Consider the following 24,589-nt stretch of genomic DNA (forward strand, 5'->3'; position numbering starts at 1 on the left):
AAAAATAACACCCCCTAGAATTTCATCGGCTAAACCCGGGGGTTTTTCCAATGTCTATTCTAAGGGGTGCACTTCACTATGGCTCAAGGGCATTCTGTTCAGGCAAACAAGCCTGTATATTACGTCAACTTTTAAGAATCGCCTTCTGCACCCTCGGCTGCCTCAGCTTCCCCGGCATTGTCGGCCGCCTCATTCTCGGCTTCAACCGCGCGGGGAATCACAATGGAAGCAAGCAGCTCTTCTGAAGGGGAAATCAGCGTTACCTTGTCAGGCAGCTTGATGTCTCCTGCTGTCAGCTTGTCCCCGACCTCCATGCCTGAAATGTCAGCCTCGATCACAGACGGCAGATCATCCGGCAGCGCCTCGATCTCAAGCTCTGTTTCCTGTACCTGCAGAATGCCGCCTGTTTTGGTGCCTGCCGCCGTACCCTGATAGTCGATAGCTACACGGACACGGATGGGTTTGTTTTTGGAAACCTTCAGAAAATCAGCATGCAGCCATTGGCCGTCACGCTCCTGATAATCTTTGATCAGCACCGGCACCTTGCGGCCGCCTTCCAATACAAGATCCAGCATCTCCGTACGTCCCGTCCGGATCACTTTCTTGAATTCCTTGGCATCCACACTTACCGGAGTCCCCTCCATATCGGAGCCATACACAACCGCCGGAATACGACCATTCAATCTCAGCTTGCGCAGTTCCGAGCGCTTTGTCCCCGTTCTCGGCTCCGTCGTCAGTTGATTGCTTTTATTGCCGTTAGCCATAGTATATAACCTCCTCCAGGTTCTCTTCACAAGTGGCTGTGCCTTGATGTTCGGGCCGGCTGCCGCAGCGGCAAGGCTGCAAGCAAAACAAGCCCCATAAATATACCTTAACCATTTTACAGAGCGTTGACACATTTTATGCAAAAAAAGACGCTTTTTTCTCATGAAAGAGATAAAGCGTCCTAGTAATTCCGGGCCTGTTAAACCGCTTGTACCGCCACCGTTCCGCTGTGAATGATGACCCGGACAGGCTCGTTCCCGTCACCAAGCTCCAAATAGCGGTCCATATCGATATCCTTGTCCTCCCACTGGTTCAGCCTGAAAATATACCCGATCCTCCGTACATGCGGCGCTACCCGGATACGGGCTACAGCCCGTCCCTCCCGGGTCATCGTGAGCGGAACATGGCCGTCCTGTAGACCGGTTCCCCATACCCAGACGTTCCAGCCTTCATATCGGCCGTCCGCACGCTGGTAGTACATCTCAACCAACCGGAAGCCATCCTGCTTATGGACCTCCGCCATTTCACTGTCCGTATTTCCCACCTGAACGGAAAGCGGATCATCCATACCATCATGCAGCACCATCATGGACCAGCGCGGAACCGTCACCCTGTCGCCTTCAGCGATGGAAAGCGTCTCCGTGCCTGCCTCGCAATCATTGACGACGATGTGCCAACGCTCCGAATCGTCAGGCAAAAACATCGTTTCGTCCCGGTCGGAGCCGTTATAAATCACCACTATATTTCTCCAGCTGTCCCCGTTGGCATATCCATGGAGCCGGAAAGCGACCACATGATCGGAGGCGCGCAAAATTTCCAGATGCCGCTCCACCTGCTCACGGGTCCTCATGCGGAATGCGGGATGGCTGCGGCGCAACGCTATCAGCCCTTGATAATAAAGAAACACCGGCAAAAAGCGGGCTTTATTGCCCCAACGGATTGCATTGACCTCGTCGCCGCTGCGGTAGCTGTTATGATCCCCATACTTGGAGCGCAGCATCTCATCGCCTGCATGAATAAACGGAATGCCTTGGGAGGTGAGAACCATGCCATTGGCTAGCAGAGAACGGCGCACCGACTCCTCCTTCAGCAAATCATCCCCGTTCACCCAGCGATACGGATCCGCGGCTTCCACCGCTTCGGCCGCACTCCGTCCATCTGCCGGCACTCCCTGATTCCATTCCGGAAAAGAACACGCATGGCGCAGATGGCGGGCTGTAATGATTTTATCCCACAAATTCAGATTATCGTGGGCTGTCACATAGTTGACCGTTTCAGAGGGAAGCTCGGTAAAATCGTAAATAGCCCCGCGGATTCCCTGCACCACATCGTCTTCCTTGCCCCAGGCGCCGGTTGCAAATCCAGTGCCCCAGCCATCGCTGTCGCCTTTAATCGCATTGCGGTAATTGTCGTTGAAGACGGCAAAGCCTTTGCCCCGCTGCGCTCCCTTCAGCGTTTTGTGCTGCAGGGGGGACTCTCCGCCCGTCCAGGGCTCCCCGTAAATGATCATGCCTGAGAATACCTCGCTGCGCAGCTCTTTCGTAAGCTCTTCAACCGTAGGGGTATCAATCAGGCCCATCAGATCAAACCGGAAGCCGTCCACATGATACTCCTCGGCCCAAAACCGCAGCGAATCCTTGATGAACTTGCGGACCATCGGACGCTCGGTCGCCAGCTCGTTGCCTACTCCCGAACCGTTGGTCAGCCTGCCTTGCTCGTCTGTGCGGTAAAAATAACCGGGAACCACCCGTTCAAACGGCCCGTCATCCACAGAAAATGTATGATTGTACACCACATCCATAATGACGCCGATGCCTGCGGCATGAAGTGCCTGTACCACCTGCTTGAACTCGCGGATTCTTGCTGCAGGGTCCACAGGATCGCTGGCATAAGATCCTTCAGGCACATTGTAATGCTGCGGATCATAGCCCCAGTTATAGCCTGAACGGTCCCCCGCGGCCACTGCCAGCTCATTCACCGTCTTGTAATCCGGCACCGGCATCAAATGCACATGCGTAACACCCAGCTCCTGCAAATGATCAATGCCGATGCGATTGCCCTGTGCATCCTTCAGCCCTGTTTGCACAAACGCCTGAAAACCTCCTCGTCCACCCCTAAAAGGAGCTTCAGGATCGGAGGAAAAATCCCGCACATGCAGCTCGTAAATGACGGCATCCACCGGCTCCCCGCGCTGGGGGCGAACGTCATTTTCCCAGCCTACAGGGTTCGTTTCAGCCAGGTCGACAATGGCGGAACGCTGTCCGTTAGCAGAAACGGCAAAGCTGTATGGGTCAGCGGCATAATTCGGCTCTCTACCTGGCAAAGTGACAAGGTACATATAAAAATAACCTTTCCAATCCCCTTGCAGCTTCAGCGACCAAACGCCATATTCATTACGGGTTAGGGGAAATTCACGGCCTCCGCTATGATCCGTCACATTTCCCTGCTCATCATATTCACCCGCATCTTCGTACAAAGACACAACGACACGCTCCGCAGTTGGAGCCCATATGTTAAAAAGACAGTAATCCTTCGTGTAGGTCAAACCAAGGTCCCGGCCATGATAAACCGGATTGAGAGATGCTTCATTTGCCATCTGCATCACCACCATTATTTTCAATACTGCATTAAACTTACTTTGAAAGTCACATAATAAACCGATAAGCTGAATCTGTCCACTGACCAATACTACCATTTATGCTTCCTGAACCTCTTTTGTATACCTTTGCACCAACAAATAGTTCAGATATAACGGACTTATTTCCTGTCGCCGTTAGCCTGTCGAATATAGAAGAGGGGATTGATGACACTCTTCTATATATTCTATGCCATATCAAGCAGTGCTGCTATAGTCCGGCATAGAGTACCAGCGCCAAACTTACAGTCATATATGTATATACACAAAAAGCACCCAGGCGTATAAAGGGCCTGAATGCTTTTCTGCTCAAGTAAGTATCATTATGCGTTTAATTTCTCGTACTGCTCCAAAACTTGGCGATGTACAGGATGATCCTGCGGGATCGATGTATACCGTGTGATTGCGGCAGCCAATCCTTCGGTGCGGATCGCTTCCTGCAGCTCTACGGCTTCAGGATCTTCGCTGACATTAAACTTGCACGCAGCCGCCATGCCAAGCGCCAGGTGATCCGGGTTAATGCCGTATTCATAGGCTTGCAGGGCCGGACGAACAAGGCGATCGTTCGGCGACAGCTTCCGCAGCGGGGAGCGGCCCACGCGGGCGACTTCGTCAGTCAGATTCGGGTTGCGGAAACGGTCCAAAATTTTGCTGATATATTTATCATGCTCCGCCTGATCAAAGCCGAAGCGTTTGACCAGTACGGCCCCAGTCTCCTCCAGCGCACCTCGCACGGAAGCGACTACCTTTTCGTCAGCAATGGCCGCCTGGATCGTTTCGAAGCCTGCCACATAACCGAGATAAGCTGCAACACAGTGGCCTGTGTTTACGGTAAACAGCTTGCGCTCAATGTACGGCTCCAAATTATCCACATACAATACACCTTCGATTTCCGTATGGTCCGGAGCCATTTGGGAACGGTCAACCACCCACTCATAAAAAGGTTCCACCTGCACATGCAGCGGATCCTCGTGGTGCTGGATCGGTACGATCCGGTCTACCGCCGCGTTCGGGAAATATACGGAAGTCTCCGCTTTCGCGCGTACATCCTCTTCCAGCAGGGCAAATACATGCTCCTTCAGCTGCGCGCTGCCGCCGATGGCATTTTCGCATGCGATTACATGCAGCGGGGATGCCCCGTCTGCAATCCGCTGTGTGATGCCTTTGGCAATTCCAGGCGCGATATGCTTCAGAATATTTACGCCAACCGCCGTCGTTACCAAATCCGCAGTGGCCACCGCGCTGGCCACCTCATCCACATTTTTTCCGTCAATGGCGGTTACATTGGTTACGATTTCCGTGTCCTTGGCATCATTGGCCAATTCCACAGTGTACTGGTTGCGGCTGCGCAGCTCGGACACAAGTGTGTCGTTGACATCAGAGAAAATCACTTCATATCCGGCACGCGACAGCAGCAATCCGATAAATCCGCGTCCGATGTTGCCTGCTCCGAAGTGGACCGCTCTCATAGTTCCATCTCGCTTTCAAACAGATCGATAATTTCCTGTGCGCTTGTGGCGTTGCGCAGTTTGTCCATGTTCTCTTCCTCGGAGCATACCACGGCAATCCCGGTCAGAATTTCCATGTGCTCCCCTCCCTGTGCTGCGATGCCGATAACCATATATGCTTTCTCTCCGTTAAAATCCACACCCTGCGGGAATTGGATAATGGAGATGCCTGTAGAGTTGATAAACTCCTTGGATTCTTTTGTTCCGTGCGGAATCGCCAATCCATTGCCTACATAGGTGGATACGATTTCTTCACGCTCGACCATCTTGTCAATGTACGCTTCCGTAATGTGGCCGGCATCCAGCAGAATCTGGCCCGCCATGCGGATTGCCTCGTATTTGTCACTCGCTGTTGCGTTCATTTTAACTTTGTCTGTGGACATGATGCTCATTGTATGGTCCTCCCTGTCTCTAGTTTGCTGCGGAAAAAGTCGGCCAGTTCATCCGCTATATAGCTGGTGATTTCATCCCGGCTTCCGTGCTCCAGCAGCGTAATCATTTCTCCTTGAAGCAGCAATGCGCTGATTTCGCTGAGCACCTCCAGGCTCTCCTTGGACAGCTCGCGCGGCCCCAGCATTAACAGCAACTCATTTACCGCTTCCTGTGCTCCTTCCAACTCCAACGGTTCGCTCAGCCTGTACAGCGAAAGCGAAGGCGTGCGGATGTGTCTGCTGCGTGTGTGGAACAAGGCCAGCTGTGTATCCGGAATCACCTGACTGCCTTGCTGCTCTCTTTCGGCCAGAAGCTCTGCTACTGCTTCCGGGTCATGCACGGTTCCCCGCCCGACCTCGGAAATGCACATGGCGTATAAAACTTCATTCATATCCATTCCCCGGTTATCCAACGGGTAGACATGAAAATTCTGCACGATCCGCACAATCTCCTGCAGACTGTCCTTGAGCCCGACCAGCCACCCCAATCCTTGGTTCGGTTCCACAGTCTGCCCTTGCCTGCCGCTTACCTTCTTGAGTGTTATGTTCTGGATAAAATGACGCAGGCGGTCACTCTCCTCCTGCGTCAGCAGTGGACTGATTTTCAGATAACGATCCTTCTCAAGGGGCAGATCAACGGTCGAAATGACCAGATCGTAATCCTCCTTGGGAATGCGGGCCGCTTCGAACCATGACGCCCGGTCCACGATCTTGATTTGCGGAAGCTCCTTCGCAAGCCGTGTAGCCAGCAGCCGCGAAGAGCCTATTCCGCTGGTACATACCACAATGGCGCGCACCTCCCGCTGCAGCTGGCGCAGCCGCTCGATGGAAGCCCCGAAGTGCATGACCAGAAAGCCCACTTCTTCATCAGGCACATTCAGCTCGGTCATTCCCGACGCGGCCTCCTTGACCGCCTCGAACAGCTCGGCATAGTCCTTGCGGATCTGCTGCAGCAGCGGATTGCGAATGTCATTTCCTTCTTTCAGTCGTTTAATGACAGGCTCGACATGGGCAATCAGTCCTTCACGCAGGAGGCGATCCTCTCCAAAATGCACCCCTGCGTTCTCCTCCACTCGGCGGATCAGTTCATTCACAATTTCCAGCAGCACCAGATCATCCAGCGGCAGCAGCCTTGTCGAGCGATCCTCGGCGGAACGGAACAGATGTCTGAAATATTTTTTCTCCTGTTCAGGGAACTGAAGGGACAACGCAACGGACAATTCAGCGCATATTCGCTCCACCATAGCTGCCCGAACTTTAGCCTCTTCTTCATTGGCCCCCAGGATCAGCTCCGATTCCGGCTGCTCGACCGCAAAGCCCCGCCGGATGCGGGCGATGGCGACAGAAAGCTGAATCAGCAGTTCCATATATTTGCTCTCGACCATGTTTTCCAGCCATTTTTCATTCGGCTGCCACAAGGCGTTCTCTACCGTCAGCATCACATCTCTGCCGATGAGCTCCATCAGCTTATCCATGGCATGGGATGAGTGTCTGGTCGAATCCTTTCCGAACAAGTCGGATTCATCCAAATGCTCCAATCCCAGCTCTGATATGGCCCGCCTGATGTCCGTTTCCCTGCCTGTAATCTGCACACCGTATCCGCGCCTGCGCACAAGGGTAAGCCCATGCTTCTCAATCCAGGATTGCAGCTCGTCAAGATCATGGCTGACGGTAGCAACTGTTACCTTCAAATCAGCCGCCAGCGACATCAGCTTGATCGGCTCCCTGTCATCCAGCAGCATGCATAAGCTGTAAATCTTTCGCTCTTCTGCTGAATACTCTACCGACTCCGAGCGAAAAAGCTGCTGGCGAAGCTGGAAAAGCCGAGAGGGATCGGCATCCAAATGGATTCCGATCCCGGTTTTTTTTTCCAGCCTGACCCCATGGGGCTCCAGCCATTTCTCTACCGCACTCAGCTCGCGCAAAACGGTTCTCGTGCTGACATTGATGCGGGCGGCAATGTCGCCCGCAGTCACCTCTCTGGTCTGCTGCAGCAGGAATTCAAGAATTTCGCTTTGTCGTTTGGTAATATTCATCGTACCGTCCTCCCGATTTCGCTCTTGAACTGCCTGTGCGTATGACCCGAAAAACTTTACTGAAAGGCATTTCAAGTCAGTGTTCAAAAAGTCAGGTTTTCAGCACCGAGAAGGTTGAATGAAGCTAGGGACTGAGGAGCGGAGCGTACTTAGGGTACGTGAGCCCCGGAAGTCCCGGCTGAATTCAAGATTCGATGTCGAATCCGCTTCCTGACTTCCTTCGTGATCAAAAGATGACTTTTTGAACTACCTCTACGAATTATTTTTTCAGGCGTTCCACAAGCTCCTCATATTCAGGGCTCTTCAGGAAGTTGTCGATGGAAATATGCTCCGCATTCGGCGCAACCGTTTTAGCACGGTCAGTCAGCGTTTTCTGTGTGATTACGATGTCGGCATCCTGCGGAATTTCGCTGATTGCGGTGTTCGTTACGACCACATCCACGCCGGCCTGCTTCATTTTCTTGCGGAGAATGGATGCGCCCATGGCGCTTGATCCCATACCTGCGTCACAAGAGAATACGATTTTATTAACATCCGTTTTAACGACATTGTTGGAAGCCACTTCTGCCGCACGATCCGCTTCACGGTTATCGGCTGCTACAGCTGCATTACCTGTTTTGCCTTGGTTTTTCATTTCTTTCATACGCTCAGATGCATCTTCCAGGTTTTCATCTGTCTGTTTGCCTGTCTTCAGCAGAATTGCAGCAATGACGAAAGAGACAACTGCCGCTACAACAACACCGGCCAGCATCGGCAGGTAACCGCCTTTTGGCGTCATGATAAAGTAAGCAAAGATACTGCCTGGCGAAGGAGCTGCTACCAGACCTGCGCCTGTAATCATAAATGTAAACGTACCTGCAACACCACCGGCCATTGCGGCCAGGATCAGAATCGGTCTCATCAGAATGTACGGGAAGTAAATCTCATGAATACCGCCAAAGAAGTGAATGATCGCTGCACCTGGAGCAGATGCTTTAGCCGAACCGCGGCCCAGGAAGCAGTATGCAAGCAGAATGCCAAGACCAGGTCCCGGATTAGACTCCAGCATGAACAAAATCGATTTGCCCATTTGCGAAGCTTGCTCTGTTGCAATTGGTGTCAGGATGCCATGGTTAATGGCGTTGTTCAGGAACAATACTTTACCTGGCTCAATGATGATGTTGACGAGCGGGAGCAAGCCTGCATCCATCAGGAACTGAACTCCTGACGACAACACTTTACTGATCACTTCGATTACCGGACCAATGATCGTATGTGCAAGCAGGGCAAGAATGGCACCGATAATGCCTGCGGAGAAGTTGTTGACCAGCATCTCGAAGCCGGATTTGATTTTGCCTTCAACCGCTTTGTCAAACTGCTTGATTACCCATGCCGCGAACGGACCTGCGGCCATGGCGCCAAGGAACATCGGAATGTCTGCGCCGACAATGACACCGATCGTCATAATCGCGCCGACCACACCACCACGCTGTCCATGTACCATTGTACCACCTGTGTAACCAATTAACAGCGGCAGCAGATACTTGATCATCGGATCAACAAGCGTGGCAAAATTTTCGTTTGGAATCCATCCTGTTGGAATAAAGAGGGCCGTAATCAAGCCCCAGGCGATAAATGCGCCCATGTTCGGCATAACCATGCCGCTCAGGAAGCGTCCGAATTTCTGCACTCCAACGCGCAGGCCTCCGCCGCTTCCGGACTTAGCGTCCACTGAACTCATGTTGAAAACCTCCTCAATGTATTGAAACCTTCAGGTTAAGGATTCGTCAAAATTCGATACGAAATATAGGAATTTGTCGCTTTTTCTGATTTTGTCAAATCCTTAGGTAAAAGGCCTCATATCCTTTTGCTTACCTTCATCCTAATTGAAAACGGTATCTCCATCAATAAAATGAAAATGCAGTTTCGTCATGAACGTTGATGACAAAATTTAAATTTAAGATTCTCGGGGGAAGAATAGTATGCTCTAAATGCGATTCATATAGTCATACCTTAATATAAACGAACTTCGCCGGTATTAACCGCAATTTCCCTGAACATTATGTCTTGGTTCCAATGTTGTTGACCAAACGGCAAAAAGCATGGCCGCTGTATCTCACATGAGATATCAGGCTGCCATGCTTATCAATATGCTTGCAAAAACGAATATACGCTTGCATACACTTTATGTCGTTTTTCGAAAAAAAACGCAGTAAATAGGACAAATATCCTATTTTAGAGTGAATGCTTCATTAAGCCTCTTCCACAAGCCGGCTATACGCTTCTGCACTCAGCAGTTTGCTTACTGCATCATTAACGTCGCCATCCACCTGGATTTCAAGCATCCAGCCATCCTCGTACGGCGAACTGTTGACGAGCTCCGGCGAATCCTGCAGCGCCCCGTTCACTTTAAACACTGTGCCGCTTACTGGAGCATACAGATCGGACACCGTTTTGACAGATTCGATCGTACCCACGCTTGCGCCTGCTTCCAAAGTGCCGCCTTCCTCTGGCAGCTCGACAAACACAATGTCGCCAAGCTGGTGCTGCGCAAAATCGGAGATGCCGACCAGCAAGGTTCCTTCTTCCGTGATTTTCACCCACTCATGCTCTTCGCTGTACAAATAGTTTTCTTTAACTTCGCTCATGTATACCGCTCCATTTCCATTGGAATTTCCCACCATGAAAAGATTGTTCGCTTAGCAGCTCCTGCACCTTCTTGTTTTCAACGTAAGATTAAGCCAAGCAAGTTTCAAATGTCAATATTGCTTACAAAAAACCATTTCTTTTTTTCCGGATTAAAGCACTAAAGGAAGGGTAATGGCTTACATTTTGTTATCCATCTTAAAATATGACAAATTTATTGACATATGCCCGGTGATCGCGTATTAATGGATATAGATTGAATAGCGGATGAACGTATAGGGAGAGATTACCGATATTCCGGGAAAATGATGCGTCAAGGCGCATCTGTAACAAGCTCGGGCGGGGTGGCCGCATGGAGGATGAAGCCAGACTCATGCGTGTCTTGCAACCGTGGAATCAGCGGGTAACGCCGAAGGAGTAAGCCGGCAAGCGGTGAATCTCTCAGGCAAAAGGACCTTTACCGGACGCAACTCTGGAGAGAATCCGCGGCAGCGGGTCACCCAAGGGGAAACCTGTGAACCAACAGGGTAACTCTCAGGTATCAAGGACAGAGCTGAAGAATGGAATGGCTGGGAAGCCATGCACCGTTCTTTGGCCTGTCCTTTTTTGCTTTTTCATAAGCTGTGCCAACTCTTTTGCGAGGTGAATTGTGTTGACCGCATTGAAAAGAACACCGCTGTACCCGCTGTATGCCGGGAATCCCGGCGTGCGCTGCATTGATTTTGGCGGCTGGGAGCTGCCTGTCCAGTTCAGCGGCATTCAAAAGGAGCACGAGGCTGTACGCGAACGCGCCGGACTGTTCGATGTCTCCCATATGGGCGAGTTCAACGTTACAGGGGCTGAAGCAGAAAGCTTTCTGCAGCGTGTAACCACCAACGACGTGTCCAGGCTGGAAGACGGCCAGGCACAGTACACGCTGATGTGTTATCCCGATGGAGGAGTCGTGGACGACCTGCTTGTCTACAAGCGCGGCCGCCATTCCTACATGCTCGTCGTGAATGCTTCCAATATCGAAAAGGATTGGGAATGGCTGCTGCAGCATAAGCCCGCCGATGTGCAAATGGAAAATGTATCGGATCAAACTGCGCTGCTTGCCCTTCAGGGTCCTGCAGCAGCAGAGATCCTTTCCGGTGCCGTAGACAGCGATGTCACTTCACTCGGCCCCTTCCGTTTTGTTCAACATGCCAGCTTATTCGGGGCTTCTTCCGCCCTTATATCCCGCACGGGATACACAGGGGAAGACGGCTTCGAAATTTACTGCCGCGCTGAGGATGCCCCGCTGATTTGGCAGGGACTGATGAAAGCGGGGGAAGCTCACGGACTGGTTCCCGCCGGTCTGGGTGCACGGGATACGCTGCGCTTTGAAGCGAAGCTGCCGCTGTACGGCCAGGAGCTGTCTCCGACGATCTCCCCACTGGAGGCGGGACTGGGTTTTTTCGTCAAGCTGGATAAAGGGGCGTTTATCGGACAGGAAGCACTGCTTGCCCAGAAGGAGCAAGGTCCCTCCCGCAAGCTCGTTGGCTTGGAAATGGTGGACCGCGGCATTCCGCGTTCTCATTACCCGGTATTCGCGGAATCGGAGCAGATTGGCGAAGTGACAACAGGCACGCAGTCCCCTACCCTGAAGCGGAATCTGGGGCTTGCGCTGATTGACAGCCGTTTTGCCCAGTTAGGCACACAGGTTGAGGTGGAAATCCGGGGCAAACGCCTCAAAGCAGAGGTTATCAAGGCACCGTTCTACAAACGAACAAAATAGAGATAACCGGAACATTACGGATATTGAGAGGAGCGCAGCCAATGAATCAGCACAGATACTTACCGATGACCGAGCAGGATCGCGCCGAAATGCTTCGCACTGTGGGTGCCGACAGTATTGAGGACCTGTTCAAGGATATTCCCGAAAAAATTCGCTTCCGGGGCGAGCTCCCCGTTTCTTCCAGGCTGGATGAACGGGCCCTGACCCGTCATATGTCGGCGCTGGCCGGCAGGAATGCCAGCAGTGAAACCCACGCCAGCTTTCTGGGTGCAGGCATTTATGATCATCACATTCCGTCCGTCATCAATCATGTTATTTCCCGCTCGGAATTTTATACGGCCTACACCCCTTATCAGCCGGAAGTAAGCCAAGGAGAGCTGCAGGCCATTTTTGAATTCCAGTCCTATATATGCGAGCTTACCGGCATGGCGGTAGCCAATGCCAGTATGTATGACGGGGCCACCGCTCTCGCTGAAGCCGGCAATCTGGCAGCCGCCGCCACGCGCCGCAAGCGCCTTGTCGTATCCCGCGCCGTCCACCCTGAAGCCCGGCAGGTGCTGAACACTTACGCACATGGCCTTAACCTGGAGGTTGTTGAAGTAGGCTGCACAAACGGCGTTACCGATCCCGAGGCGCTCGCTGCTGCAGTAACAGAGGATACCGCAGCCGTGCTCGTGCAGAATCCGAATTTCTTTGGCTCCATTGAAAATCTTCGTCCAATGGCAGATTTAATCCATGCCCAGAAGGGTCTGCTGGTGGTCAGCTCCAATCCGCTTTCACTCGGATTGCTTGAAGCGCCGGGCAAGCTCGGAGCCGATATCGTGGTGGGAGACGCACAGCCACTTGGCATCTCCTCATCGCTCGGCGGGCCAACCTGCGGTTATTTTGCCGTATCGCAGGAGCATATGCGCCGCATCCCCGGAAGAATCGTCGGCCAAACAAAGGACCGCAACGGCAAGCGCGGCTTTGTTCTTACTCTGCAAGCACGCGAGCAGCATATCCGCCGCGAGAAGGCGACATCCAACATCTGCTCCAACCAGGCGCTGCTTGCCCTCTCTGCATCTGTATATATGTCCGTTATGGGCAGAAACGGCATGAAAGAGGTGGCGGAATTGAATTTGCATAAAAGCCGATACGCCCTTGAACGACTCACCTCCCTGCCTGGAGTAAAGACGGCGTTTACTTCCCCGACCTTTAATGAGTTCGTGCTCGTCCTGCCGCAGAATACTGATATGCCGTCCCTGCAGTCACGTCTGCTGGACGCCGGTTTTATCGGCGGTTACGATCTCGGCAGAGACTACGAAGAGTACAAAAACCATATGCTGATCGCCGTAACGGAGCAAAGAACCAAGGAAGAGATTGACCAATTCACATCGGTGCTGGAGGAATTGCTATGACTCAATCCGAACATGATATGCCGCTGATTTTTGAACTTAGCCGTCCGGGACGTGTCGCGTATTCACTGCCCGAATGTGATGTGCCGCGCCGTCCCGCTGACGAGCTCATTCCGTCCGAGCTGCTGCGCAGCGAGCCTGCCGCACTGCCAGAGGTCTACGAGGTTGACGTCATCCGTCATTATACAGAGCTGTCCCGCCGCAACTTCGGCGTAGATAACGGATTTTATCCACTTGGCTCCTGTACAATGAAATACAATCCGAAAGTCAATGAAGATGTCGCACGTTATTCCGGCTTCGCGAAAATCCATCCTTATCAGCCAGAGGAAAGCATTCAAGGCGCACTTGAGCTGCTGTATACGCTGCAAAATGATTTGGCCGGGCTGACGGGCATGGACGCCGTCACACTGCAGCCTGCTGCCGGAGCCCACGGGGAATGGACCGGCCTGATGATGATCCGCGCTTATCACGAAAGCCGCGGCGAGCAGCGCACCAAAGTGATTGTGCCCGACTCCTCGCACGGAACCAATCCGGCGAGCGCCACGGTTGCGGGATTCGAGACGATCACGATTCCTTCGACCTCCAAGGGACTTGTGGATCTGGATGCCCTGCGCTCCGCCGTTGGCAGCGACACTGCCGCTCTTATGCTGACGAATCCGAATACCCTTGGACTGTTCGAAGAGCAAATCACGGAGATTGCGGAGATTGTGCACGAAGCCGGCGGGCTGCTCTATTACGACGGAGCCAACTCCAACGCTATTATGGGCATTACCCGTCCAGGGGACATGGGCTTTGATGTCGTGCACCTGAATTTGCACAAAACGATGAGTACCCCGCACGGCGGAGGCGGCCCGGGAGCCGGTCCGGTCGGCGTCAAGCAGCTGCTCGTTCCGTTTCTGCCAAAACCTCTTGTCGTCAAAAACGAGGACGGAACGTACACATGGGATACGGAGCAGGCCCATTCCATCGGCCGCGTCAAAGCATACTACGGCAACTTCGGCATTCTCGTCCGTGCCTATGCGTATATCCGCACCTACGGACCGGACGGCCTACGCGCCGTTTCAGAATGCGCCGTGCTTAACGCCAACTATATGATGCACCGCCTGGCTCCTTACTTCGAGGTTCCGTATCTGGGCGTCTGCAAGCATGAATTTGTCATGTCCGGCCGCGGCCTGAAAAAATTCGGCGTCCGCACCCTGGACGTCGCCAAACGGCTGCTCGATTTCGGCTACCATCCGCCAACCGTGTACTTCCCGCTGAATGTGGAGGAATGCATCATGATCGAGCCGACCGAAACGGAAAGTAAAGAAACGCTGGACGGCTTTATCGATACGATGATCCGCATTGCCAAGGAGGCCGAGGAAAACCCAGAGCTGGTGCTGAACGCCCCTTACACCACAACGGTCACACGCCTGGATGAAACGACCGCTGCACGCAAGCCTGTTTTGAACTGCGCCTGTAGTTAATGTTTACCAAGAGCTTCATGAAAAAAGGAGCCCAAGGCCTGTGACCTGGGCTCCTTCTTCATATACAAGCGCATAGTAAGAATCTTGGGTTAACACAATGTCATATCCGTGCCCGATGCAGTAACCGATTTTGTTTCTTGGTCCCAGTATACGTTCATATTGAATTTTTCAAAGATAGGTCTAAAAGGCACATAGGTAATTCCTATTGGAGAAACTCTAGCCTCAAATGCTCCACCTCTAGTGATCTTATCTATTTTCTCATTATTCACATACACTTCTGGATGGTCTAATGATGCAAGAGCCGTGCTGGAAGTTCCCAATATTAACGCTAGTATTACGGTGAACACAGATAATATTTTCGTTGTTTTCATTTTCCGCTGACCTCCAAAAAATGCGGCATTAGTAAAAACTCCTTATGTATTTGGTACACTACCCAATATATTATCTTCCTTATGAAAATATCAACATATTTTTTGGTGTGTACTAGGGTAAATTACAGCAAAAAGAAATATCCTTTTGTTCATGATTAGCCTAGTAGTGTTATATTCTTTTTCATCCTCGAATCAACCCACAAAAAACCTCCCTTGAACAAACAAAGCGTTCAAGGAACACTATACTCCCAAGTGCCCGGAATTCTTCTGGAGAAGCGGAGCGTTCGCCTTTATCCCCGGATTTCTTCCACTGTCCATTTCAATCAGGAAATCCGGGGATAACAGCGATCGGAAGAAGAATCCGGGTACGCCCCAGCGATCGGAAGAAGAATCCGGGTACGCCTGAATCCGGGCACGCCAAAAAAAGCCGGTACCTCTTAAGGTACCGGCTGCTGTATAACTCAGCATGAGTATGTTTTGGAAAAAGATAAACCTTATGAAAAACGGATAAGCTTACCCTTCAATGCTCTGAACCAGTGCAACAACCTCTTCGGCTGTCTGCATGTCCAATGCTTGTGCGGCCAGCTTCTCCATGTCCGCGCGGGACAGCTTGGAGATCTGGCTGCGGGCAGGCAGGATGGAGGTGGCGCTCATACTGAACTCATCCAGTCCAAGTCCGAGCAGCAGAGGAATCGCTGTAGCGTCCCCTGCCATCTCACCGCACATGCCCGCCCAACGTCCATTCGCATGAGCTGCGTCAATAACCATTTTGATCAGACGCAGTATGGCCGGGTTGTATGGTTGATACAGGTAAGATACCCGTTCGTTCATGCGGTCTGCCGCCATCGTATATTGAATCAGGTCGTTGGTGCCAATGCTGAAGAAATCGACTTCCTTCGCGAATTGGTCTGCCAGCACCGCCGTAGATGGAATTTCCACCATGATGCCCACCTGAATTTCCTCAGATACCTGAACACCTTCGGAAGCAAGCTTCGCTTTCTCTTCCAGCAGGATCGCTTTGGCTTCACGGAATTCACCCAGCGTAGCAATCATAGGGAACATAATACGCAGATTGCCGTACACGCTGGCTCTCAGCAAAGCGCGCAGCTGTGTCCGGAAGATATCCTGACGGTCCAGGCAGAGACGAATGGCCCGGAAGCCCAGGAATGGGTTCATTTCCTTCGGCATGTCCAGATAAGGGAGCTCCTTGTCACCACCGATATCCAGTGTACGAACTACGACTGGCTTGCCTTCCATTTTCTCCAGAACCGTTTTGTAAGCATTGTATTGTACGTCTTCCGAAGGAAGCTTGTCGCGTCCCATGTACAGGAATTCCGTACGGTACAGGCCTACGCCTTCCCCACCGTTCTCAAGCACACCTGTAACGTCGTTTGGTGTACCGATATTGGCAGCCAGCTCGACGTGAACGCCGTCTGTTGAAACGGTCGCTTCGTCGCGCAGCTTGCGCCATTCTTCGCGCTGCTTCTCATAAGCCTGCTGCTTTTGACGATATTCTGCAACCACTTCGTCGCTCGGATTCACGAACACCTCTCCATCCAAACCGTCCACGATGATCAGGTCACCGCTTTTTGCTTGAGAAAGGACGTCCTTTGTACCGACGACAGCCGGAATTTCGAGCGAACGCGCCATAATGGCGGAGTGTGATGTACGACCGCCGATATTTGTGGCAAAGCCTTTGACATATTTACGGTTCAATTGCGCTGTGTCGGAAGGTGTCAAATCTTCTGCAAGCACAATCGTTTCTTCGCTGATTTCAGCAGGGCTCATGAACTTCAGTCCAAGCAGGTGATTCAGCACACGCTTGGTTACGTCGCGCATATCAGCCGCCCGCTCCTGCAGATATTCGCTCTTCATGTTTTCGAACATGGCAATAAATTGCGATGCTGTTTCATCCAATGCAAATTCCGCATTGACTTGTTCGTTTCTGATTTTATCCTTCACCGGATCGATCAGCTCGGGATCGTTCAGAATCAGGAGGTGGGAAGCAAAAATTTCAGCCTTCTTCTCTCCCATTTCCTGAAGGGTCCGTTCCTTGATACTCTCCAGCTCGGATTGCGACTGCGCCAATGCTGCGTCCAGCTTCGCGATTTCCGCTTCGACATCCGTTACCGTGCGTTTTTCTACAGAGTAGTTAGGATGCTCCAAGATAAACGCCTTGGCAATAGCGATGCCTGCCGAGGCAGCGATCCCGGAGATTTTAAGCATTTACTTCGCCCAGCCCTTCTTTAACCATTACATCTTCCAGCGCTTGCAGAGCTTCTGCTTCGTTGCCGCCTTCACAGATGATGTTGATCGTGTCGCCTTTTTCCAGACCCAGGGACAGTACGCCCAGGATGGATTTCAAAGTTACCTTTTTGCCGTTAGCTTCAGCAAAGGATTCTACACCGCTGAATTTTGTCGCAGTGTTAACCAGAGCTGTTGCCGGACGTGCGTGGATACCGTCTTCGTCAGTGATTGTAAATGTTCTTTGCATGATGATTCTCCCACTTTCTGAATATATTATTGTAAATCTGCTGCTTGCTGATATGACATCAACCGCTTATACCCATAGAACGCTCCCGCGGTCCTGAGACCGCTGCGGAACGTTCACTATAGAAGCAGATCGTTACTATTTTATCGTAATAATATTATCTTCGCCAGCTTTGAGTGTTCCGCTCTTGTCCAGCGTGACTCCTGCACCCTGCGGCAGGTTGGAAAAAATGATCGGAGAAATGATCGATTTGGCATTTTCTTTCACATACTCCAGATCCACTTTCATAATTGGCTGGCCAGCGGATACGAGGTCTCCCTCGTTCACAAGAACCTCAAAGCCCTGTCCTTTCAGTTTTACGGTATTGACACCGATGTGCACCAAGACTTCCTTGCCGCCGTCGGACATAATGCCAACCGCATGCTTGCTCGGGAACACGTTGAACACCTTGCCGTATACTGGAGAAACAATGTTGCCGTCATGCGGCAGAACCGCAAATCCGTCACCGGTCATACGCTCGGAGAATACCGGATCCGGCACTTCGGTAATCGAAAGCAGTTCACCGTTTACCGGCATTACAATGTCCTCACTGATAATGGCTTGCCCTGCTTCACCGGCCGCTTTTTCAGTCTCAGGCTCAGGAGCGGCTGCCGGTGCAGGTGTGCGGCCTGCCATAATATCCTGCATTTGCGATTTAATCGTATCAGAACGTGTACCAAAAATCGCCTGTACGTTATTGCCGACCTCCAGCACGCCGGAAGCTCCGAGCTGCTTCAGACGATTTTTGTCAACATTGGCTTTGTCGTTGACTTCGATGCGCAAGCGTGTAATACAAGCATCCAGATGCTTGATATTGGACGGACCGCCAAATGCCGTCAAAATATTATGCGGAAGATCATCGGTTGCCCCTCCGCCGGCATTTTCATTCTCTTCGGCCTGCTCTTCGCGTCCAGGTGTTTTGAGATTGAACTTGCGGATGATGAAACGGAAACCGAAGTAGTAGATCACGGCCAGCACAAGACCAACGATAATGACATACCACCAAGGAGTCCGGTTCGGCAGAATACCAAAGATCAGGAAGTCGATAAAACCGCCGGAGAACGTCATCCCGATTTTTACATTCAGCAGATACATCGTCATGAAGGACAAGCCCGCAAAGATGGTATGCACTGCGAACAGCAGCGGAGCTACGAACAGGAAGGAGAACTCAAGCGGCTCCGTAATACCTGTCAGGAACGAAGTCAATGCAGCGGAACCCATGATACCTGCCACATATTTCTTATGCTCCGGTCTGGCTTCGTGGTACATGGCCAAAGCAGCGGCAGGAAGCCCGAACATCATGAACGGGAACTTACCAACCTGGAATGCGCCTGCGGTGAATGGCACACCATCTCTCAGCTGAGCCATGAAAATGTGCTGGTCACCGCGGATGACCTGACCTGCTTTGTTGACATATTCCCCAAATTCAAACCAGAACGGAGAATAGAAAATGTGGTGCAATCCGAATGGAATCAGAGCGCGTTCGATCACACCGAAAATAAATGTTGCCAGTACAGGGTTCGTGTCCACCATAAAGTGGGACACCGCGTTCAGGAAGCTTTGCACCGGCGGCCAAATGACAACCAGCAGCAAGCCGATGATCAGTGCGCCAACCGATGTTGCAATCGGAACAAAGCGTTTGCCGGCAAAAAAGCCGAGATAAGACGGAAGCTCGATTTTGAAAAAACGGTTGTACATCGCTGCCGCCAGGATCCCGATGATGATGCCCCCGAACACACCGGTTGACAGCGTTGGGATACCCAGAATACTCGCGTAACCTGGAATTTGCTGTGCGATAAGCCCTGGTGTTACGCCCACCGCAGTACCGAGCGTCACGTTCATGATCAGATAACCGATGATGGCGGCAAGACCCGCAACACCTTCACCGTTGGCCAAACCGACGGCAACACCGACCGCAAACAGCAGTGCCAGGTTGTCAAAGACAATTTGACCGGCATTCATCATGATGGTTGCAACGGATTCAACCCAGCCAGCGCCAAGGAAAGGCATGTACTGAATCAAATCCGGGTTAACCAGCGCGTTGCCGATCCCCAGCAGCAATCCTGCAGCAGGCAGGATTGCTACGGGAAGCATCAAAGCTTTACCGACACGTTGTAGAACGCCGAAAAGCTTTTTAAACATGAAACCCACATCCTTCAATATTATTCATCTCAAAACAACAACAGAATAGAATGCAAAAAGGCATGAGCCAATAAAGCATAAAGGTAACAACCTTGGGATGTAGCTTTCCCCCTGGAGGCTGTCTCCAATCATACTTTAATCAACTCATGCCTGATCGAATCAGTAACACGTTTTCATCTTCAATTGTTGTTTTGCTTATTGACGAAAGTCATTGTAGCACCGCTCGTCGAAAAATGCAATCCTTTTCATCACAAAAAAATTCAGCTTTCGTCCTTCCGCTGCTGCAGGCGCTGGAGGTGCATCGTAAGATAGCTGACCTCCGCCGGATAGACTGGCTGGTGAAGCCGGTTTTCCATAATTTTGGTCAGCTTCCACGCCAGCATATACATTTCCGGATACTCCGCATTCAAAAGCTTGTCGAGCTTGTGCATTTCCTGCACCTTCTCGCCGCGCCGGATTCGCTCCAGCGCAAATCTCAAATGGGTCAGCAGCCGGGAATAATCCAGTGAATCCGTAGGAATTTTATAATCAAGCGTCTGTTCCACGACCTGTACCAGATCTGAAATAAGCTGAGAATGCTCCTTGACCTGGGAAATGTGCTGGTTGGTCAAAGCGCTGTAAATATGGAGCGCAATGAAACCGATTTCGTCACTGCCCAAATCTATGTTCAGCTTGTCACGGATTTTCCGGACCGCGGATTCAGCCAGTTTATACTCCTCCGGGTAGATTTCCTTCGTCTCATACAAGAACGGATTATGAATCGTAATTCCCTGCTCTTTGCGCTTCATGGCAAAAGCAATATGATCCGTTAATGCAATATGGATATGCTCGTTCAAGGGCGCGTTGACCTGGCCTTCAATATCATGTATGACTTCGCCGATAATTTCGATCAGCTTCTCATCCACCTGGGGAATGAGCTGCTTGTACTGCTCCTGCTCATCCTGATTCGTCAGGATAAACATCTTCTCAGCGGCGGACAATGAAATCTGGTCTCTGGACTTGCGGTTGAAACCGATTCCTTTTCCGATGACGACAACTTCCTGATAATCCGGATGTATGCCTATGATGACGTTATTATTGAGTACTTTGGACACTTGTAGGCTGCTCACATTCGCACCTCTTTTTTCATACCCACTTCTATCAGCTAAAAGTAACAAATAATAAGCTGGAGGTCAATAGAAGCGCTTTACACTGATGAAGCCGCCCTGCGGCACCCTTCTATGGTTTGCATGGCGGCTTCATTTCTCTTATTCCTTAGTTGACGATAATTCGCCGGCTGTAGCGGCAGCCTCGCTGCCCGCTGCTGGCACTGGCACAGGTTGTGCCGTTTTCGGCTTGGTCAACCCCTGGATCAACGCTTCCAAATCAATCCCGGATACACTTTTCAGCATTTCAGGAGCCGTGGACATCAGCTCGGTGACATAATTGCTAACACGTGCCGCGCCTTCCCCCTTGCCTGTATCAACCACCGTCAGCTTGTCGATGGAGGAAATCGGAGCCGCAACGCGTCCGGCCAGCTCAGGCAGCATTTTGACGATAATGTCGAGAACGGCTGCTTCGCCGAACTTCTGGAAAGCTTCCGCCAGCTTCTCCTTCGCCTCCGCCTCAGCAAGTCCGCGCAGACGGATGACCTCCGCGTCGGCTGAGCCTTTGGCCAGCTCTGCATCTGCCATTGCCTGGCCTTCCAACCGCTTCTGTTCCGCCGTTGCCTGGGCCTGTTTTTCAATGGAGTATTGCACCGCATCCGCCTCACGCATTTTGCGGGCTTTTTCCGCTTCGGCCGCCTGCTCAACTGCGTAACGGTCTGCCTCCGCTTTTTTCTTCACTTCAGCGTCATACTGCTTTTCACGCACCAGAATCTCTTTCTCCTGCAGGTCAATTTCACGTTCCTTACGCACAAGCTCCACCTTCATTTGCTCTTCCACTGCAGTTTGCTTGGCGCGGGCTTCCTGAATGTAATAAGCTTGATCCGCTTCCGCTCTGGCTGTATCCTGCTCCTTTTTGAAGGCTGCTACCTTCAGTTCCTTCTCTTTCTCCGCTTCGGCAATATTGGTGTCACGCAGCAGCTCGGCCTTCTGCCCTTCCTGCTCCGCACTTGCCTTCTGGATCCGGGCATCCCGCATCGCTTCCGCTTCCGCGATCTCCGCATCCCGCTTGACGGCCGCAATCCGCGGTTTACCGAGCGCATCCAGATATCCGTGCTTGTCACGAACATCCTTGATGGTAAAAGAGACGATCTGCAGCCCCATTTTCTTAAGATCACGAGCGGCTACTCCCTGTACCTCCTGGGCGAAACGGTCACGGTTCCGGTATACTTCTTCCACAGTCATGGAGCCGAGGATCGCCCGCAGATGACCTTCAAGCACCTCCTGGGCCTCGCCCTTCAGCGCTTCAAGCGGCTTGCCGATAAACTGCTCCGCAGCCGTCGCCACATCTTCAATGGAGCTCCCCACCTTGATGATGGCAACTCCGTCCGCGATAACCGGCACCCCTTGCTCTGTATACACCTCAGGTGTAGTCACATCCAGCTTGTGGGACAGCAGGGAAATAAACTCGGATTGCTGGAAAATCGGCCATATAAAAGCGCCCCCGCCCCGCACAATTTTAATTTTCCGGCCGGACTCATCCTCTGAAATATTTTTATTACCCAGAAAAGAACCCGTCACAATCATGGCCTCATCCGGCCCCACCGTCTTATACCTTGCCCAAAAGGCAATACCCAGAACGACAATAACCGCAACTACAATGCCCGGAATCAGAAAAATATCCCATGCTTCCATACAAACCCGCCCTTTCTGTTTATGTAGATTAAGAGCCTAACACACTACATCTCCAGCCCGGATACACTTACTACTCCGTCACTCACTTTAACCACCACAATGCGTGTACCTGCTGAAAGCGGCATGCCGTCAAAACTGGAGGCCGTATGGATCGTATTGGCTGCGCCAAACTTGATCATAACCTCGCCGTAGCCCTTCCCGGGAACCGGGATGGTCACCTCCCCGATCTTTCCTTCCAGCTCCCGCATGGAAAAACCGGTGGAAGTTTCGCTATTGGCTGCAGGGATGACAAAACCGAAGAATACCAGCAAGGCAGCCGCGACAGCGATGAGCAGTGAAACCGCCAGGACGGCTCCGCTTCCCAGGGAAGTGTATTTTGACAGCAGAATGCCGGCTCCTCCAAACGCTGTACCCGCTCCCGCAATAACGATTGGTTTGAGCCAGTCAAGGCCGGGAAACTCAAAGGACGCTTCAAGCCAGTCACCGAGAACATCACCAATAAACACAGTTATTAGAGTAAAAAGAACACCGCCGATCAAAAAACACCAAAACACCGTTTCCATCCGATTTCCTCCTTCCGCCGCTTGTGTAGGCCTATAACAATATATACGTATAAAGCTAGCATAGGTTTCAGGATTTTCCTTTGTTACCAGAGAAATCGCTGTAAGTGTCTGTTCTGGAAGTGCCCGAATGCACAAAAAAGCTGTCCTCCGCCAAGAAAGGAGGGAGGACAGCCTTAAGCTTAGTAATGGAATTTTCCTAAGATCACTACAGAGAAGCCTTGTAGATGGCAACAACATCCTCTCGGTGCAGTTTGTTGAAGCCGCCGAAAGGTCCAAAGCGCATTGCTTTGTCCGCCATCAGCTCAATATCCTTATCGCCGATATCATAGTCGGCCAAACGGCTTGGTGCCCCAATAGAGCTCCAGAAATCACGCAGCGCCTGAATTCCTTCTTCACCCACCTGCTCATCACTTTTTCCTTCCGGATTCACGTTAAACACGTTGACTGCAAGCCGTTTGAAACGCTCGGGCTTCACGTGCAGGTTATGTTTCATCCAGTTCGGGAAGATAATCGCAAGCCCTCCGCCGTGAGGGATATCGTATACAGCCGATACGGCATGTTCAATATTATGCGTGGCCCAGTCGCCGGTAAGCCCCATATTCAGGAAACCGTTCAGTGCCATGGTGCCGCAATACATAATCGCCTCACGCAGCTCATAATTTTCGAGATCCTCTACAAGCTTTGGCGCTGTATCAATCACGGTACGCAGCACGGTTTCACACCAGCCCAGCTGCACCGGGGTATTCGTTTCCAGGTGGAAATAATGCTCCAGAACGTGGGACATCATATCGACCATACCATATACCGTCTGATCTTTAGGTAACGTGAAAGTAAAGGTTGGGTCGAGAATGGAAAAAGCCGGATAGGTAAGCGGACTGCCCCAGCCCATTTTTTCCTGAGTGGCCTCATTCGTAATCACTGAGCCGCTGTTCATCTCCGAGCCGGTCGCCGCCATCGTCAGCACTGTGCCAAACGGAAGCGCGTCCTGAGGAGCGGCTTTACGTTCTACAAAATCCCACATATCTCCATCATATTTGGCACCGGCAGCAATCGCCTTGACACAGTCGATCACACTGCCTCCCCCAACCGCCAAAATCAGCTCAATGTGATTGGTCTTGCACAGCTCCACACCTTTATGTACGGTGGACAGGCGCGGGTTCGGTTCAACACCAGGCAGTTCAGTGACTTCCGCATCGCTTTCGCGAAGCAGGCCGATCACCTGATCGTACAGACCGCTGCGTTTAATGCTGCCGCCTCCATATACAAGCAGCACCCTTTTACCATATTTCGGAACCTCGCGTTTGAGCAATTCAAGCTGGCCCTTGCCAAAGATTAAACGGGTCGGATTACGAAATTCAAATGCTTTCATCGTAAACGCTCGCCTCCTATGTTTGAGTTTGATTAGTTTTCTTCTATACACTTTAAGTTCGTGTTCAAAAAGTCAGGTTTTCAGAACCGAGAAGGTTGGATGAAGCTAGGGACTGAGGAGCGGAGCGTACTTGGGGTACGTGAGCACCTGAAATGTTTCCGTAGGAAACATGCTTCGTAAGCATCCGCTTAGTCCCGGCTGAATTCAAGATTCGATGT

18 protein-coding genes and 2 riboswitches are annotated in these 24,589 nt (G+C 51.7%); of the genes, 3 read left to right on the forward strand and 15 right to left on the reverse strand.

Going from position 1 to position 24,589, the window contains the following annotated elements:
* Positions 1–131: 131 nt before the first annotated feature.
* The 7 genes from ACE5KN_RS27775 to gcvH form a co-directional block, all read right to left on the reverse strand.
* Positions 132–764, reverse strand: a complete 633-nt coding sequence (locus tag ACE5KN_RS27775) for a 50S ribosomal protein L25 (protein ID WP_375527358.1) — start codon at positions 762–764, stop codon at positions 132–134.
* 200 nt (positions 765–964) lie between these two features.
* Positions 965–3,361, reverse strand: coding sequence for a type I pullulanase (pulA, locus tag ACE5KN_RS27780; protein ID WP_375527357.1), 2,397 nt, complete (start codon positions 3,359–3,361; stop codon positions 965–967).
* 362 nt (positions 3,362–3,723) lie between these two features.
* Entirely contained in the window at positions 3,724–4,869 is a 1,146-nt protein-coding gene (locus ACE5KN_RS27785; protein ID WP_375527356.1) for a mannitol-1-phosphate 5-dehydrogenase, read from the reverse strand.
* Positions 4,866–5,300: a PTS mannitol transporter subunit IIA gene (locus tag ACE5KN_RS27790; protein ID WP_355320498.1), complete on the reverse strand. Its 435-nt coding sequence runs from the start codon at positions 5,298–5,300 to the stop codon at positions 4,866–4,868. The genes ACE5KN_RS27785 and ACE5KN_RS27790 overlap by 4 nt, the downstream gene beginning before the upstream one ends.
* Positions 5,297–7,375 (reverse strand): BglG family transcription antiterminator, encoded by a 2,079-nt coding sequence (locus ACE5KN_RS27795; RefSeq protein ID WP_375527355.1) that lies wholly within the window; start codon positions 7,373–7,375, stop codon positions 5,297–5,299. Before ACE5KN_RS27795 ends, ACE5KN_RS27790 begins: the two co-directional genes overlap by 4 nt.
* Positions 7,376–7,634: 259 nt before the next feature.
* Positions 7,635–9,095 carry a PTS mannitol transporter subunit IIBC gene (locus ACE5KN_RS27800; protein WP_375527354.1) on the reverse strand — a complete coding sequence of 487 codons (1,461 nt, stop codon included), beginning with the start codon at positions 9,093–9,095 and terminating at the stop codon, positions 7,635–7,637.
* Positions 9,096–9,606: 511 nt separating this feature from the next.
* A complete protein-coding gene (gcvH, locus tag ACE5KN_RS27805; RefSeq protein ID WP_375527353.1) occupies positions 9,607–10,002 on the reverse strand; it encodes a glycine cleavage system protein GcvH in 396 nt (131 codons plus the stop codon).
* A 351-nt stretch (positions 10,003–10,353) separates the two neighbouring features.
* A riboswitch (glycine riboswitch) is annotated at positions 10,354–10,467 on the forward strand.
* A riboswitch (glycine riboswitch) is annotated at positions 10,468–10,561 on the forward strand.
* A 91-nt stretch (positions 10,562–10,652) separates the two neighbouring features.
* Here gcvH and gcvT point away from each other — a divergent pair.
* Genes gcvT through gcvPB form a run of 3 tightly spaced genes read left to right on the forward strand, consistent with a single transcriptional unit; the run spans position 10,653 to position 14,616 of the window.
* Complete coding sequence (gene gcvT / locus ACE5KN_RS27810) at positions 10,653–11,756, forward strand: glycine cleavage system aminomethyltransferase GcvT (RefSeq protein WP_375527352.1); 1,104 nt, start codon at positions 10,653–10,655, stop codon at positions 11,754–11,756.
* Positions 11,757–11,797: 41 nt separating this feature from the next.
* Positions 11,798–13,153 (forward strand): aminomethyl-transferring glycine dehydrogenase subunit GcvPA, encoded by a 1,356-nt coding sequence (gene gcvPA, locus ACE5KN_RS27815; protein ID WP_375527351.1) that lies wholly within the window; start codon positions 11,798–11,800, stop codon positions 13,151–13,153.
* Positions 13,150–14,616: an aminomethyl-transferring glycine dehydrogenase subunit GcvPB gene (gcvPB, locus tag ACE5KN_RS27820; protein ID WP_375527350.1), complete on the forward strand. Its 1,467-nt coding sequence runs from the start codon at positions 13,150–13,152 to the stop codon at positions 14,614–14,616. The genes gcvPA and gcvPB overlap by 4 nt, the downstream gene beginning before the upstream one ends.
* 89 nt (positions 14,617–14,705) lie before the next feature.
* Here gcvPB and ACE5KN_RS27825 read toward each other — a convergent pair whose 3' ends face one another.
* The 8 genes from ACE5KN_RS27825 to ACE5KN_RS27860 all read right to left on the reverse strand — a co-directional run bounded on the left by ACE5KN_RS27825 (position 14,706) and on the right by ACE5KN_RS27860 (position 24,371).
* Positions 14,706–14,987 carry a stalk domain-containing protein gene (locus tag ACE5KN_RS27825; RefSeq protein ID WP_375527349.1) on the reverse strand — a complete coding sequence of 94 codons (282 nt, stop codon included), beginning with the start codon at positions 14,985–14,987 and terminating at the stop codon, positions 14,706–14,708.
* 513 nt (positions 14,988–15,500) lie between these two features.
* A complete protein-coding gene (gene ptsP / locus ACE5KN_RS27830; protein ID WP_375527348.1) occupies positions 15,501–17,213 on the reverse strand; it encodes a phosphoenolpyruvate--protein phosphotransferase in 1,713 nt (570 codons plus the stop codon).
* A complete protein-coding gene (locus tag ACE5KN_RS27835; protein ID WP_375527347.1) occupies positions 17,206–17,481 on the reverse strand; it encodes an HPr family phosphocarrier protein in 276 nt (91 codons plus the stop codon). Before ACE5KN_RS27835 ends, ptsP begins: the two co-directional genes overlap by 8 nt.
* Positions 17,482–17,616: 135 nt before the next feature.
* Complete coding sequence (gene ptsG, locus ACE5KN_RS27840; RefSeq protein WP_375527346.1) at positions 17,617–19,659, reverse strand: glucose-specific PTS transporter subunit IIBC; 2,043 nt, start codon at positions 19,657–19,659, stop codon at positions 17,617–17,619.
* A gap of 260 nt (positions 19,660–19,919) precedes the next feature.
* Positions 19,920–20,768 carry a glucose PTS transporter transcription antiterminator GlcT gene (gene glcT, locus ACE5KN_RS27845; protein WP_375527345.1) on the reverse strand — a complete coding sequence of 283 codons (849 nt, stop codon included), beginning with the start codon at positions 20,766–20,768 and terminating at the stop codon, positions 19,920–19,922.
* Positions 20,769–20,906: 138 nt separating this feature from the next.
* A complete protein-coding gene (floT, locus tag ACE5KN_RS27850; protein ID WP_375527344.1) occupies positions 20,907–22,439 on the reverse strand; it encodes a flotillin lipid rafts scaffold protein FloT in 1,533 nt (510 codons plus the stop codon).
* A gap of 44 nt (positions 22,440–22,483) precedes the next feature.
* The gene (locus tag ACE5KN_RS27855) at positions 22,484–23,002 is read right to left on the reverse strand and encodes an NfeD family membrane protein (RefSeq protein ID WP_375527343.1); all 519 of its coding nucleotides are present in this window, start codon (positions 23,000–23,002) and stop codon (positions 22,484–22,486) included.
* Positions 23,003–23,207: 205 nt separating this feature from the next.
* Complete coding sequence (locus ACE5KN_RS27860) at positions 23,208–24,371, reverse strand: iron-containing alcohol dehydrogenase (protein WP_375527342.1); 1,164 nt, start codon at positions 24,369–24,371, stop codon at positions 23,208–23,210.
* Positions 24,372–24,589: the final 218 nt, after the last annotated feature.

Source organism: Paenibacillus terreus, from assembly GCF_042138595.1.
GTDB lineage: Bacteria > Bacillota > Bacilli > Paenibacillales > Paenibacillaceae > Paenibacillus > Paenibacillus terreus.